The sequence below is a fragment of the Desulfoluna sp. genome (genome assembly GCF_030145185.1).
Classification (GTDB): Bacteria; Desulfobacterota; Desulfobacteria; order Desulfobacterales; family Desulfolunaceae; genus Desulfoluna.
On sequence record NZ_JAQYWB010000016.1, the window covers coordinates 28,704 to 43,912 of the forward strand.

The window sequence follows — 15,209 nt, forward strand, 5'->3', positions numbered from 1 at the left end:
GGGGCAGACCGATCCCCAGGCAGGCTTCCACCCGCCTGAGCAACCGCGAGACACCCGAGCCAAATAAAAAAACCGGGTCAGCCGTTGAGCAGATCCTGGTAGGCGGACTTATCCAGCAAACCCTCCAGCTCAGACAGATTCGCCGGTTTGATGCGGATCAACCACCCCTGGCCATACGGGTCGCTGTTAACCAGCCCCGGGTCATCCTCAAGGACTTCGTTGACCGCCACCACCTCTCCGCCCAGGGGCATATAGAGCTCCGACACCGCCTTCACGGACTCCACGGTGCCGAACTCTTCCCCTTTGTCAAAGGAGTCACCCACCTGGGGGAGTTCCACAAACACAATGTCCCCCAGCTGATCCTGGGCGTAATCCGCAAGGCCAATCAAGACCTCGTCTCCGTCCTCCCTGGCCCATTCATGGCCCGTGGCGTACTTGACATCTTCAGGCAAAACAAGCTGGCTGATCTCTTTCATGACTCCTCCTTTGCAGCGCGTTTTTAAAATGACATCACGTAACGATTCAGCTTATGCCTCCGGAGGCCCTGCCGGGGGCTAAACTTTTAAAAAGTTTAATAAATAGTTCTTAAAAATTCATTTTTGATGAGATCTCGTTTAAAGGCGAATGTGATTTGACCCGAGGAATCCGCCTACGCAAAAGCCTCCGGCGTGACAAGTCCGCCTACGTAAAAGCCTCCGGCGTAACAAGTCCGCCTACGCCCATATCTCCGCGCCACCATTCGACCAAGGCCAATGGGCTACGGCGCGACAAGCGATCCGTCTTCGCCTGCGGCTACGCCGTGACAAGGGGGTAAAGCGCATTCGCTACCTGCTTTCAAGGTGGCACACCTTGCCGCCGGAGGCTTTTTTTTAAGCTGAATAGTTACGAAGACTGTTGTTCATGAGCTGAATTTCATACGGCTACAGCATCGTCTGCATGGGGCAACGCGCCGTCCGTCCCGGACGGATATCCGAGACAATTTCCACCGGAATTTTTCGTTTGCCGTCGGTGAGGATAACCCGCTCGCCAGGGGAGAGAGGAACCGTCAATCGGACAAAGCCACAGGACAGTCCCCGCACCTTGGCCCCTTCGGGCAAGGTCCCCGACACGGCCGAGACAATCTGGCCCTCATGCCTTCCCAGGGACACATCCGTGGTACAGGTCAGGATGATGCCCAGGGGCTTTCCGGCCTCACTCAACACCGCAGAGGTCTCTCCCACAGGAACTTTTCGAGGATCAAATCCGGCAAAAGGAGAGGTAAAATATATCTCGGAGGGATTCTCCAGGGCAGATCTACCCCAAAACTGTTTGGTGAAGCCTTTTCTCTCCGCATCCCACGGCAAGGCAAAATCCCAGGGGTGATTCAGATAAGGCCAGGGCCCGATGTCCTGGTGGGAGAGGGGCAATACAGCACCGGCACGAAGGGAATCACGGGCAGCCAGGCCGCAGGCGCAAAGCCCTGAGGCCTTTCCCGCGTCAAGGAGAGAGGTCCAGAGTTCCTCGGTTCTTTCAAGGGGCAAGAACATTTCGAAGCCAAACTCCCCGGTATAACCGGTACGAGAAAGCAGGATGGGGCTTCCGTCTTTGAGGTGCACCTGGCCACTCTCGGGAGCACGGGCATCAAAGTGCCCTTTAAAGGAGAAGTAAGGCATCGTCGCAAAGACGGCGTCGGGGTCCGCCAGGAGGGTGCCCAGAATTTTTGCCGCACCGGGTCCCTGGATATCCATTTTCCCCAGGCTGCCGGTGAGGTCGGTGACACGGCTCAACCGACCGTCTGAATGCCGCTCCAGCTCCGAGGCGATCGCACTCCCCATGCCAGCATTCACACAGACCATATACCGATCCGCGCCCACCATATAAACCAGCGCATCATCAATAACATGGCCCTTATCGTTCAAAAAAACGCCATAAACGGCACGACCGGTGACCAGGGGACCCGGCGCTTTTCCGACGCAGCGGGAGAGGTCTTTGGTAAAACACGCCTGAAGCAGACCCCGCGAACCTCCCCCGTCCACAAGGACCACGGCCATATGGCTGGTATCGAAGAGACCCGCCGACCTGAGCACCGCCATATGCTCTTCACGAATCCCACCGCCATACCAGAGCGGCATCTCATAACCTGCAAACTCAGCCATATGGGCACCCTGTTCACAGTGCCAGGCGTGCAGGGGCGTTTTTTTCATCAAAGAATCCATACGCACTTCCTTTTCACCTGTTGTCATGTTCATAGCGGGGTTAAAATCCGGACAAAGGCAACGCAACGCAGGGTTTTCAATTAAGAGACAGGCGAGATCAAGACACCTCCGGATGGCTTCACTCAGACACCAATCAATGCCTGAGGCCCCCTTCCGGATTCACTTACAGCAAATAGGGCACTTTCAAATTATACCCTTTGTAAACAACAAAGGTCTCTACGGACTGTATATCCTTTACCTTTGAAAGCTCTTCGGTGTAAAATTCAAGCAAGCCGTAGCCCTCTTTGAACAGCACCTGGACAATCAGATCGTACCGGCCCGTGACCACGCTCACCGATACCACCCCTTTCAGGCGACTGATCTCCTCGCCCTTGTCCACCAGATTCACGTGACAGATTTTCATGCCCACGATCACCACCCGATGCCCCCGCAGGGATTCAGGGTTCACAAGCCCCGTCACATCCAGAACCCCCTCATCCTGAAGACGACGGACCCGGGCACGCACCGTATTTTCTGTAATGGAGAGCTCTTCAGCGATCTTTTTAAACGAACGACGTCCGTCCCGAAGCAGCTTCATGATGGCGATATGGGTTTCATCAATGTTCATAGACTCTCTTTTGTCCCCGGAAATCATTTGTTCATCAGTAAACATAATTTTTTCACTTTCTGTCAATAATTATTTAAAGAGTTGATGTTTACATCAATGAAATTGACAATAGTTGATGTTTTGCCTAACATTCTTAAAACGGTTAAAATTCCTTTTCAACCGACGAATCCTGAAATAAACGCCTGAATCACCCAAAACACCTGCCCCCAGGCAGACACCCCGCAAGCAAATCCGTTCACAGGAGACGACGCATGGCTTTGAAACTCATCATCATTGGCGCCGGACCCGGCGGCTATGACGCTGCCCTTAAGGCCGCGTCCCTGGGCGCCGAGGTCACGGTTATCGAAAAAGAGGGCGCAGGCGGTACCTGCCTGAACTGGGGATGCATTCCCTCAAAAATCATGAAACACAGCGCGGATCTGATGGAAAAGATCGCCCATGGGGACGCCTTCGGACTCTCGGGGGGGGGCGGCGTCACCGTAAATATGAAGTCCCTGATGGCACGTAAACAGTCCGTTATCGCCAGCCAACAGAAGGGAATTGAAACCCTTTTGGCGCGTGCTGGTGTCACCTGCCTTCGTGGAACGGGGCAAATCACCGGGAAAGGTCATCTCACCGTCTCTGGAGAAAAGGAGGGGACCACCGAGTTGCCTTGGGATAATCTTATCATTGCCACAGGCACCGTGCCAATGCCCTTGTCTTCCTTTCCCTTTGACGGCCACCGAATCATCTCCAGCAATGAGGTACTCAGCCTCACCGAGATTCCCGAAAGCATCGCCATTGTTGGCGGCGGCGTTATTGGCTGCGAATTCGCCTGCATCTTAAACGCCTTAGGGGCTCGGGTCACCCTGATCGAGGCGATGCATCGGATCCTTCCCCTCGACGCCCTTGAGGACGCATGTTCCAAAATACTCACCCGAGAGATGAAAAAAAAGAAAATAACGGTCCTGACCCACCAGACGGTCACCGCGATAAAGACCACAGCCACGGGTGCCCACATCACCCTCGGCCCCTCGCCTTTTGCCGAAAACCTCAAAGCCAGCGAAAAAGCGATGACCACAAAGGAGGTCTCCCAGGTGGCCGTCTGCATCGGGCGCAGCCCCAACGCATCGGCCCTCGGCCTCGAACACACCGGGGTCACCTCAGATCACCGGGGGTGGATCCAGGTAAACGAGCGGATGCAGACCCGGGACCCTGCCATTTACGCCATCGGTGACATCACCGGGCCAGAGCGGATCATGCTGGCCCATGTCGCCTCGGCCGAAGGCATCGTGGCCGCGGAAAACATCATGGGCGGCAGCCGCGACATGGACTACCGCGCCATCCCCAATGGCATCTTCACCATGCCCGAAGTGGCCTGCACCGGCTTGACAGAAAAACAGGCCAGGGCCCAGGGGATGAATATCCGCACGGACAGTGCCCTCTTCCGTACCCTGGGTAAAGCCCAGGTGATGGGCGAAATTGCCGGTCAAGCCACCCTGGTCTCAGAGGTCCCCTCCGGGCGTGTTGTAGGCGTTCATATGGTGGGCCCCCATGCCACCGACCTCATCGCCGAAGGGACCCTTGCCGTCGCCAAGGGACTCACCGTCACCGACCTGGTCGAAACCATCCACGCCCACCCCACCCTGTCCGAAATCATGATGGAGGCTGCCATGGTGGCCTCGGATCACGCCATCCATGGATCCGTCACCTGAGAACCCTAACCCGGGCATTTCATGAGAAACCGCAAGGTAAAAATCCATAGAGTTGTCTGTTCGACTTTCTCACCCTTCGGGCTGAGGAGGCGCTTCTATATCCACGCCATACATCCGGCCGAATTCCCGGCCCCATGGAGGTTTCTATGATCGTAGGCATCCTGAAAGAGATAAAATCCGAGGAGAATCGTGTGTCCATGACCCCGTCCGGCGTCGAGGTGATGATCGCCAACGGACATACCCTGCTCGTGGAAAAAAACGCCGGAGTCGGCAGCGGCTTTTCCGATGCCATGTATATCGAGGCCGGTGCCAGCATAATCGACACCCCGGCGGCTGTGTTTGAAGCCTCCGATATGGTCATGCACGTCAAAGAGCCCCAACCTTCCGAATACGCCCTGGTCAAAAAGGACCAGATCGTCTTCACCTACATGCACTTTGCCGCCGACGAGAGCCTCACCCGTGATTTTTTAAAAACCCACGCCGTGGCCATCGCCTACGAAACCATAGAAGACAAAAAGGGAGGTCTCCCCCTTCTGACCCCCATGAGCGAGGTGGCCGGTCGCATGTCAATCCAGGAAGCCGCCAAGTACCTTGAAAGGGTCCATGGGGGACGCGGTATCCTCCTCGGCGGGGTCACCGGCGTGCCCCCCGCCACGGTGGTGATCATCGGCGGCGGCATCGTGGGCACCAACGCGGCGCAAATGGCCTGCGGGCTCGGGGCAAAAGTCTATCTGCTGGACATGAACCTCAACCGTCTTCGCTACCTCTCCGAGGTCATGCCCAAAAACTGCTTCCCCATCATGAGCTCTCCTGCCACGGTCCGGAAACTCATCCAGGAAGCGGATGTGGTGGTAGGTGCCGTCCTCATCCACGGAACCAGGGCCCCGAAACTTATCACCCGGAGCATGCTCGGCTCCATGAAGCCCGGTGCCGTTATCGTGGATGTGGCCATCGACCAGGGCGGCTGCTTCGAAACCTCGAAACCCACCACCCACGGCGACCCCATCTTTGAGGTGGACGGCATCATCCACTACTGCGTGGCCAACATGCCCGGGGCCGTCCCCATCACCAGTACCATCGCCCTCACCAACGCCACCTTGCCCTATGCCGTTGAGATTGCAAATAAAGGATGGAAACAGGCGTGCAGGGAGAACCAAGGCATCACGTGGGGCCTCAATATGGCGCAGGGCCACATCACCTACAAAGGAGTCGCCGACGCCTTCGGCCTTGACTACACCGACCCCGACACCCTGATACAGGCATAAACAAAAAAAGGCCGCAGCAGATGCTGTGGTCTTTTTTTGTTTGACGGGCTCCGATGCGCATCCGGAGGCTTTTTAAGAGCTAAATCAATACGATAAGCGGATGTAAATTAATAATCATACATTGGATCACCAGAATTCCGTTGGGATTTGACCCGAGGAACGAGGCGCAAAGCCCAGCGGAAACCTGCTTTCAAGGTGGCTCACCTTGCCGCCGGAGGCATTGATTTTTGTACTTTTATATTTTTCTTACAGCCCTAACTTTTTGACATCTCACAAGAGCCCGCAAGCACCACGGCCAGAAGACCGCAGGCACCCGTGAGAAGCACCAGCACGAGGTCTTCAGGGTGACGCATCACCTCTCTTTTCTTCAGACGCCAGCCCAGAAGCACGGCAAGGCTGAAAAGAGACGCCATCCACCCTTGAGGGCTCCAGGAGAAATCCAGAAGGGCAAAGTGTGTCTCGGCCTTTGCACGAATCACACGCAAAGGGAAGAGGCGCTTCAGGATCTTCCCGCCCTTTTTCCCTTCAAGGGCGTGAACATGTTTCGCCACAAGGTGGTAGTCGCGATCCGTCACCCAGACCCGGATGGTTTTCTTGTCCTTCATCACAAAGGTGCGCTTCAGAAGATCGCAGTTAATCGTCAGGCTCATGGAGTCTGGGTCGTAGCCCTTGATCGGCAGGTCAATGGGCGTGTAGGTATCACAAGACAGAAGGCTTGCCCTGCCATCGCCCTCGACCATCAGGCCGTAGAACTCACGCCTGGAGTCTTCCTCCACCCCGATATAGCGAATACCGCTCGCCGGGGCCAGGCCGGTGTTTTTTACCAAGGGGGTGCCCTTGACCAACTTCAGGTGAAAGAGCGCCCCCTTGGCGTCGGTGATAAAATACCCTTCGTCAAAGGGCTTCATCGGGGTGGGGTTGCCAAAAATCCGCCGGGCGGGAAAGGTAAATCCCTGGTCTTGAAGAGCCCGGGTAAATCGCTCTGACTTGTCCGTCACCACCTTATTGGACTCCGTATCGATAAATTCCAAGGACTCGGTAATACGAAACATATCGGCGGGATTCTTGAGCCTCGTAAATCCGGACGCCGACTCATACAAAGGATAAAGGGGAACCACCGGGCTGTTCAGGTCCTTGGGGCTGAGCCTGACGAACTGCCGGTTGCGGGCTACTTTTTTCAAGGTCACCTCCACCCCGTCAATGGATTCCGGCAGACAGCCCCAGGTGGCCAGGTCCCGGAAAAAAAACATGGGCAGGGCCTTCTCATAGGTCGTCTGGGAGTACTCGTTTCCGGCGAGATCGGTGATCCGGCGTCTCTGGTCGACCGGGTCCCAGGCACTGATAAAAAAAGTCTTCAGGGGGGAACTGTACTGGATAAAAGGGGAGACATGCCGCTCCACGAGCAGGCGCCGCGCCTGCTCCGGGGCGTAGATGGCAAACACCAGGGTCATCAAAAGGAGTATGGCGATTCGTGAGACCTTAAGCATCAGACAATCCCCCTTTTAAAACGATGGGCGGGCAGAAGAACGGTGGGCAGAAAGAGGGCAAAGACCAGGGCATACCGGCCAAGGCTCTGCTCGAAAATATTCAGGGTGCCATCCATCATCAGAAGCACCAGTCCAAACGCCACCAGCCCGAAGGCTCCTTTTCTCCACCAGGCCGTCTCCACCAGGGCCAGAACCGTCCCGAAGTAAGCCGGTACCGCAGCCAGAAACCAGGGAGAGGCCGTTACCACGGCGCTCGTCACCAGCTGAGAGGGAAAATAAGTGCCCATGGTCAGGGCGAGACACAGGGTGCTGAGGCCGCAGAGAAGCACCACGCAAAGTCCCCCCACCGCCAGCATGCAGGCAAGGGAGCGGTTGTGGGGAAGGGGCAGATGAAAAAGGATGCGCAGCCGCCTTTTCCCCGTCTCCGGCACAAACTGGGCCAGGGCGGCAACCAGCCCCATAAAGGGCCCCAGCCACATGATGTCCCCGTAAAATACGCTTTGACGAACGGCCGCCATGTACCAGAGCTGGTACGCCCCGTTGGCCACCACGGCCGATCGGAGCATGATAAAAATCTTCAAATGAACCGCCAGGGTAATCCCCAGCATGATCAGGAGAAACCAGCGCAGCTTGATCCACTCCTTATAAATAATGGCCTTGTACATATATTTTTATTCCTTGATTCGATGATGCCTCCGGCAGCAAGGTGGGGGCACCTTGAAACCCGATGGCGAATGCGTGGAGGAAATCACTATGCGTTTGTTTTCGTGGCATTCGCGTGGAGGATAAAATCCAGCAACCTTCCCTGGGGGCGAGCCCGATGCCGTTGTTCCGAAAACCATACTCCGTGTCTTTCCCGGCTGTGTGGTATCCCGAGGCCCTTAATATTTCCCGGTAAGCCCGATAAACGCATCTTCCAGGCTCATGGGCACCGGCGCCAGGGTGAAGCCCGTCAGACCCCGGGTCGCCAGATGCTCTAACACCTCTTCTTCAGAGCCAAAGCTGTACAGCGCCTGCCGGTCTCCCAAGCCCTCCACGCGGGCGATAATACCGTCGGCTTGAAGGGCCGGCCCGCCCCCGGCTGAGAGCCCATAGCAGCGAAACCCCTCGGTAAAATCCTCCAGGCTGCTGCTGATCAGGGTCCGCCCTTCATCCAGGATCACGATATCGTCCACAAAACGCTCCAGATCCTGAACAATATGGGAGGTAATGAGGATGGTGGTGCCGTACCGCGAAGCATACTCCACGAGGTATTCGAGAAACAGCCGGCGGTACCCGGCGTCCAGGCCCAGGGAGTAGTCGTCTAAAATCATCAGCTCAGGCATCTGGGCCAGAATCAGGGCCAGAGTCACCTGGGAACGCTGTCCGCATGACATGCGGTGGATCTTCCGGTTGTCCGGCAGCCCCAGTTTGTCCATGAGCTCCCGGAACACCGCAGGGTTCCATTTGGGATAAAAAGACGCGTAAAACCGTTCAGCCTGGGCGATGGTAAAAAACTCATACTGAAGAAAGGTCTCGTGCAGCAGCCCGATGCGGGCCCTTGTCTGCGGGCTTAAACTGTGGGACGGCTCGCCGAAGATCCGGCACACACCCCCCTTGGGAGAGAGAAACCCCATCATAATATTGATGGAAGTGCTCTTCCCCGCCCCGTTTTTTCCCAGAAGGCCGAAGATGCGTCCCTTTTTCACCTCAAAGCTGAGGTTTTTAAGCACATCTTTCCCCCCGTAACTGTGGCACAGGTTTTCCACCTGGATCACCGTATCCGACATAGTTTCCTTGCTCCTTTCCATTAGAAACTCACCTCACCGCCCAGCCAGAATTGGCGACCCAATTCATAGTTTTTTCCCTCGGCAAGAACTCTTTTGTTAAAGAGGTTATTCACCTCCAGGGTGGTGGTAAACACGCTCTGCCGCCACAGGGGAAGTTTCCATCGGAGCTTGCAATCCACGACGATGCTTGAAGAGCGGTCCCGTTCGGCATAGATGGGGAGCTCTTCGGAGACCGGCTTGCCGGTGAGGGGGTTGGTCCGAGCCTGGTCGTCGGGCACCTGCCTTGTTTTTCCCATGCTTTCTACTTTGGTGTAAGGACCCCGGTATCGGGCGATGGTGGTCAGGGTCATGCGGACGGGAAGAGAGACAATGGCCGTGGCGTTGGCCATCCAGGGCTTGTTGAAAGTGCTTCTGGGCAGCTCGGCCTTGTAGATCACCTCGTCGCCATACCAGACGCGATCATCGTCCACCTCGCTGTCATAGGACCCGTTGGAGGAATCGGTGTCCTGCCAGGTCACATTCAGGTTGAGGCTGTGGGCACCGAGACGACGCCCCCAGGCCACACGGTGGCTCTCATGGTCGTAAAACCCATCGTTGGTCATGGTGTAATACTTCAAGCCGTTGGGCTGCACGGCCCCGTAGGTTCGGGCGAACTGATCCTGCCCCTTGCGCCGGACATACTTGTACCCCAGGGTTCCGCCCCCGAGTTGCTGGTCCACCCCGGCCTGAAATTCATCAGCATAGGGGGTTTTAAGGGTGGAATACGTTTCCACGTTGTTCCCGGCATCCGACACCGGCCACCAGAACCCACCCTGGGTCCCCGATGGATCGCTACCCGAAAAAACCATGTCCTGATAAGGTTTTCGCACCTCGGTGCGGTAGGGTTTTTTTGCTTCCCGAAGCTTGTAAGTCATAAAGGTGGCGCTGTGGTAACGGTTGATCCCCGAGGTAAAGACGGTCTGCCCGTTGCCGAAGCTGTCCCAGGAAGCCGCCATCCTCGGAGCCACATCAAGGTTGTCCATGAAATCATTGGCGGCGATTCGCAGCCCCGGCCGCAGGGTCACGCGGCCGTAAACCATCTCGTCATCGCCATAAAGGCTCAGGGCGTTGACCACCACCGAAGAGTCATCGGCGTCATAGGCTCTTCGCATGCTGAAGTACTGCTGGTTGTCCTCGCAGTCGTAGCTGTTGCCGGGGGAAACCACCGTATCGGAGGTCACCGGATCCGTGTAGATCATGGTGGTCTCCTTTCGGTCAAACTGCCCCTTGGTCAGGTCATAGGCAATACCCGTGCTCAGGGTATGGAGCCCCCCCCACCCGTTAAAAGAGATCTCCGACAGATCGGCGCGGGTGGTGAAGCTCTCCTGGGTCTTGGTGATGTCCCCATGGCCCCCTTCCTTAGAGTATGCCGAGTTCGCATCGCCCCCCCACGGCTTGGAGGCTGTGGCAAGCCATTGCCGCAAATCCTTTGGAGCCTCGCGCTCGTTAACGCTCTTCCTCAAGGCCCCCTTCATCTCCAGCTCACCAAAACTCAGCCCCCGGTTCCAGGTGCCCTGGATCCGGCTCCCGCCACCCACGACGGTATAATCGCTCCCTTTGACATCCTCAAGGAACCGCTCCTCCTCATAGGGGGAGTGAAAAAGGCTCAGCTCAAAGGAGTTTAAATAATCTGGATCCCAGGTGAGCTTGGTCATAAAATTCTGGAGCAGCCGCTCTTCATCCTTCCAGCCCTTAAAGTGTCGCTTGGAGATGGTGGAGCGGACCTCGTTCACCGATCCGATGGCGCCGAAGGTCTCTCCTATGGGCATGCTGAGGCTGCCGCCGTAGATGTGCTTTTCGAACCGGGGGTCTCCGTCGGCGTCGTCGGACAACGAAGGGGCAGACGTGTCGTCATCGTCCTCTTCCTCCTCCCACTGGAAAAAATGGGCCCACTGACTCCGGGTGGTCCGGTAGTAGACCTTTCCCTTGGGCTTGATGCCCGCCTTGACGGTTTTGGCGTCCACCACACCCCCTGAAAAATCACCGAACCGGGCAGGGACGTTGCTGTCGTAAACGGCCACCTCCTCCACCAGGTCCGAATCCAGGAAGATTTCCTGGGGGTGGCCGGGCACGTCATTGACCACCTGATGCCGTTCGGATCCCGGGTCCAACAGGCTGTTGTTGGAGATCCCGTCCACGGAAAAATTGTTCTGGTACGCCTTGCCCCCGGAAATGGAGATATTCACGGGCAGGATCTCGCCGGCTGTCTTGGCCGAGCGCCAGGAGTCGTCCGGCTGGATATCCGGCAGCACCAGGAGCAGCTCGTTTAAATCCCCGTTGCCGCCGGAGAGGTGCCGAAGCATCCGATAATCGAGGATAGAGACACCGGAGGCCTTGCTCTCCATGGTCCCTGTAACGGTAAGGGTCTCCCCTTCCACCGCCACCTCTGTGGTTTTTTTTTGAGCTGTTTTTTCAGCCGTTCGTTCCAGCGGCTCAGAGACCGACGACTCGCCGAAAGCCTCCGGGGAGCCTTCCCCGGCCCAACCAGTTGCCGTTGCCCCCGCCACCACCAGGGCCATCACAATCGCCAGCCACACAGGGCGCCCGCTGTCCTGGCGACGCCCTCGCCCAAGGCCACCGCATCGCCTTACATATTCTCGCATCATAAATCACACTTCCATCTGAAAGGGGCCTTCCATGGGAAGGGCCCCTTGGGGTATATCCGGTCAGCCGCCCCGTCTCACTGACAACAGCGCAGCCAAATCCAACCACATATTCGGCACGGCTTCTCAGTCGGCAAACAGAGGACGGGTGTCCGTCGTATCCGGGATGCCGTCTCCGTCGCTGTCCGGGTCCAAGGTCAGGCCCGATGCAGCAATGTCCGCAGGAGTTGCCAAGGGACTGAAAAAGTTCGGTAGGCCGTCGCCGTCAGTGTCGACCTGTGCGATCCAATAGTCAGGTTTGGGACTGTATGAGGATTTTTGAGGAAAATGATCCCGCCCCGTCAAGCTGGCGGCCACCATTTTGATTCCCTGGTTAATTTCCGAGGTGTTCCCAAGAGCCCTGGCCACATCAAGGGCCTTGGCAGTGGCATCAGCATGGGCATAAGCATATACTAAGGTTTTTTCGCTCACTGTTTTGGAGGATTCCCCGACACAAAGCGTGACACACACGTCGTCGTCATAAAATACGTCCTTGGTGGCAATCACGTTGTCCAAAGCAGCCACGGCGTCATCCGTCTGCCCGAATGCAACCAACAGCTTTGATAACTGAATGAGGTTTCCACCCCGATCTTTCAGGAGACTATCGTGCTTTCCATAATTTCCCGTGGCCCACTGGTCGTCTGTGAGGGACTCATCAAAAATAAGGACGCTCTTGGCCGCATACATGTTTGCCGCCTCCGTGACCTTTCCTCGATCCCCGAGTATCTGATAGGCACGCATGAGCCAATGGTACATTTCTGCCATTTTTTCTGCGTCGAGCTCTCCCCCACGCACGGCATCTGCTGCAAGCCGGGCATCGTCCAGACACCGGGTCATTCGGGAGTCATGACCAAGCCCGTGCCACCCCAGAGCCGTATCGCATAGGGCCTGGACCTTCCATAGGGCACCGGAGATGCTGTAAGCCTGCGCCTCCGCTTTTTCAAGGTTCGCCTCCTGCCCGGCGACATGGCCCATCAGCCCATAGAGATATGCCAGCTTAACGTACCCTCGCTGCACCTTGACCTTGTAATTGAGTTCCCCATCATCCGTGGCAAAGGCGTCCAGGAGCCCCCTGGCTTTTTCAAGGGCCTGAACCGCGTGGGGGTACCGATGGGGGCCTTTGGCGATAAGGCTGGCCGCGATGTATTTCACCTTCGTATTGGCAGCAAAATACGTCAGGGCATCAACCTTGTAAGCCACCTCGTCTTCGGGGTCCTTGTCGGTAATCAGGTCCACCGTCGCAAAGGCGCCCACCATATCCTCGCCAGCCACAGCCTTGCTGGTGGCCAGCGAGGCGTAGATATATTTCCGGTAGCGTGAGGAAAACCCATCGGTGAGGGCCTGGGCAATCCCGTCCTCGCCAATGGCAAACAAGGAAGGGATACCCCATTTCGCCAGAAATAATTCGGTTCTTTCGGCTGTGTAGGCATAGGTATCCCGCAGCTCTTTGATCAAATTGTAGGCCTCCAGGGCACCGGCCTTGTATGAAGCACCCCCAAAGTTCTCGTACAAAGAACCGTAGAGTTCCAACGTCTTGGTAAGGTTGTAAACCCTGGCCAGATAGTAATCGACGATAGCGGGATCATCCGGTTTCTTCGGGTAATCGGGATTGGCCGCATCGTTGGCTGGAACCTCTTTGGCCAACGCCAACATCACGCCGGGATACACAGCGGCCTGAGCTTCATTGCCCTCTTCTATATAGACATCAGCCGTCTTGTTCATGGAAACAATGATACGTGGGAGGGCCGACTTATTTAACTCAGACATGGCGATGGTGCACTCTTCCATATATTCAGTCAGGGCATCCGCCCTGTCCATCGCGCCCGCAGCCCTGTAACCCCTAATGAGGCACTGCACTCCAGCCGCGTCTTTGCCATTGAAAAAGGCCTTGCCCACGGACTCTATCTTTTTTTTATACAAGGGTTCCGCTTTCTTAAAGGCCCCCACCACTTTCTCTTGGGAAATGCTCCCGGTACGCTCTTTGAAATCATGCAGAGAGGCTCCCAGCCGCCGTAGCCCCTCGGCGCGGCACCAGGTAGAAAAAATCTTCGTATCGAGAATGGTTTCCGCCTCTGTAAAAAAGCCTGCCTCGGCCAGTCCGTGGGCGATGCGCTCCAGAATGTAGTCGTTGACCGTATCATCCCGCACCGTCTCGATAAGCTTTTCAGCCTTGTACAGATGGGAGGCATCGGAATTGAAATAGTAGGCCAGACGCTTGGCGTTGTCGTTGCCCAGCAGTTCGCTTGCAAACAGGGATTCCCTGATATCGTATTTTGCCGCCACCGGAGTGATGATAGCAGCAATCTCCGTGTTCTCCCGGACCCAGCTGGTGAGGACCGGAAAGGTGTCCCCCAAAAAGATGTCGTAGGTTTCGATGCCGGAGGTCCTGAGCACCCAGCGGATGACACGTTCAGGGGCCATGCTCTCAAGGTGAATGGAACGGCCGCCTGTGGCCGCTAAGATATCCCCGATGAGATGGCTCGCGCGGGCCTTAAAATCCGGGTCCTCCTTTGAGGAGGCAGGGCTGTTGGCGTCCAGGACGTCGGCCAGGCAGGTAAAAAGACGTTGTCTCACAAACACCTCACCGGGAGCGTCCCCCCTTTCGAGGGCGCCCTTGATGACGGCAACCACCTCGTCAAGTTCGGGGTGCTCTGAAGTATCGGGGAGCCCGTCCGCTGAAAACGCAACCCCGTCAAAGGCGCTGCCCTTGCATCCCTGGGTCCTTCTGGCCGTCGCCACCAAAGAGAGCATCATGGTCTTGGCGTGAAAACTGCCCCCTTCCACCGTAGGCCGGGCAGTCAGCTTGGCCTCTGCAACCTTCAGCATATCGGCCACGGCAGTGCGGGCTGCGCTCAGGGACGAGCCGCTTGCCACATCAAGGCCCACCAGGGTGGTCACCGGGCTCACCACAACGGCCCCTGTGTTGCCTTCAAACATCTCCAGAGGGGCCATCATGACCATCCCCCTGAAGCTAATTCCCTCGGGCCCGGTGGTGCCGTCTTTGCCGCCCCGGGCAAAAAGCATCAGGTCTTTAAGGGCCACCCCCGCATCCACGGCCACAGTAAACCGGCCCTGCTCATCGGTGACGCAGGGCCCGTAAAGGCCACCACTGCCGTCCCTTCGCAACGCATAGACCGTGGCTTTTGACACGGGGCCGTCTTCCACAACCCCGGACAGGGTCGTTGGCTGACCCGGGTCCGTTCCGCCTCCCCCAGACCCGCCACACGCCGACAGGTTCAGGGCCAAGATGGCCGCCAGGAGCAACCGGGTCCATACGTAATTTTTCATCAATTCATCCTTAAATATTTCTGGTTCACATCACATCAATCAGCAACGGCCCTCATACAAAGGTATTGAGGTTCGGGCTGAAAATGGACCGGCCTTCCGGCAGGGCTCGCTTGTCCTCATTGTCTATCAGCGAAAAAAACGGTTATCGCCCAGCGAAACAATCTTCGAACGCTCATTTTTATGTTACCTGTCCCTTTTTACGGTGCTCGCACTGCCCTCGCTT

General features: G+C 56.8%; 10 protein-coding genes. 2 read left to right on the forward strand and 8 right to left on the reverse strand.

Features of this window, described 5'->3' with window-relative positions; genetic code table 11:
• Positions 1 to 77: 77 nt before the first annotated feature.
• From gcvH to Q1Q75_RS06870, 3 genes are all read right to left on the reverse strand, one after another.
• Positions 78 to 476 carry a glycine cleavage system protein GcvH gene (gcvH, locus tag Q1Q75_RS06860; protein WP_300668577.1) on the reverse strand — a complete coding sequence of 133 codons (399 nt, stop codon included), beginning with the start codon at positions 474 to 476 and terminating at the stop codon, positions 78 to 80.
• A gap of 444 nt (positions 477 to 920) precedes the next feature.
• On the reverse strand, positions 921 to 2,195 hold the full coding sequence (locus Q1Q75_RS06865; protein ID WP_300668578.1) for an aminomethyltransferase family protein: 1,275 nt from the start codon (positions 2,193 to 2,195) through the stop codon (positions 921 to 923).
• 163 nt (positions 2,196 to 2,358) lie between these two features.
• Complete coding sequence (locus tag Q1Q75_RS06870; RefSeq protein ID WP_300668580.1) at positions 2,359 to 2,802, reverse strand: Lrp/AsnC family transcriptional regulator; 444 nt, start codon at positions 2,800 to 2,802, stop codon at positions 2,359 to 2,361.
• Between the two features lie 251 nt (positions 2,803 to 3,053).
• Between Q1Q75_RS06870 and lpdA the strand changes: the two genes are divergently transcribed.
• Positions 3,054 to 4,496, forward strand: a complete 1,443-nt coding sequence (gene lpdA / locus Q1Q75_RS06875; RefSeq protein WP_300668582.1) for a dihydrolipoyl dehydrogenase — start codon at positions 3,054 to 3,056, stop codon at positions 4,494 to 4,496.
• A 146-nt stretch (positions 4,497 to 4,642) separates the two neighbouring features.
• Positions 4,643 to 5,761 (forward strand): alanine dehydrogenase, encoded by a 1,119-nt coding sequence (gene ald, locus Q1Q75_RS06880; RefSeq protein ID WP_300668584.1) that lies wholly within the window; start codon positions 4,643 to 4,645, stop codon positions 5,759 to 5,761.
• Between the two features lie 254 nt (positions 5,762 to 6,015).
• Here ald and Q1Q75_RS06885 read toward each other — a convergent pair whose 3' ends face one another.
• The 5 genes from Q1Q75_RS06885 to Q1Q75_RS06905 form a co-directional block, all read right to left on the reverse strand.
• A complete protein-coding gene (locus tag Q1Q75_RS06885) occupies positions 6,016 to 7,248 on the reverse strand; it encodes a DUF4857 domain-containing protein (RefSeq protein ID WP_300668585.1) in 1,233 nt (410 codons plus the stop codon).
• Positions 7,248 to 7,913, reverse strand: a complete 666-nt coding sequence (locus tag Q1Q75_RS06890) for a hypothetical protein (RefSeq protein ID WP_300668587.1) — start codon at positions 7,911 to 7,913, stop codon at positions 7,248 to 7,250. The genes Q1Q75_RS06885 and Q1Q75_RS06890 overlap by 1 nt, the downstream gene beginning before the upstream one ends.
• A 216-nt stretch (positions 7,914 to 8,129) precedes the next feature.
• On the reverse strand, positions 8,130 to 9,017 hold the full coding sequence (locus Q1Q75_RS06895; RefSeq protein ID WP_300668588.1) for an ABC transporter ATP-binding protein: 888 nt from the start codon (positions 9,015 to 9,017) through the stop codon (positions 8,130 to 8,132).
• Positions 9,018 to 9,037: 20 nt separating this feature from the next.
• Positions 9,038 to 11,662 carry a hypothetical protein gene (locus Q1Q75_RS06900; protein ID WP_300668589.1) on the reverse strand — a complete coding sequence of 875 codons (2,625 nt, stop codon included), beginning with the start codon at positions 11,660 to 11,662 and terminating at the stop codon, positions 9,038 to 9,040.
• Positions 11,663 to 11,785: 123 nt separating this feature from the next.
• A complete protein-coding gene (locus Q1Q75_RS06905) occupies positions 11,786 to 14,986 on the reverse strand; it encodes a hypothetical protein (RefSeq protein WP_300668590.1) in 3,201 nt (1,066 codons plus the stop codon).
• Between the last annotated feature and the right edge of the window lie 223 nt (positions 14,987 to 15,209).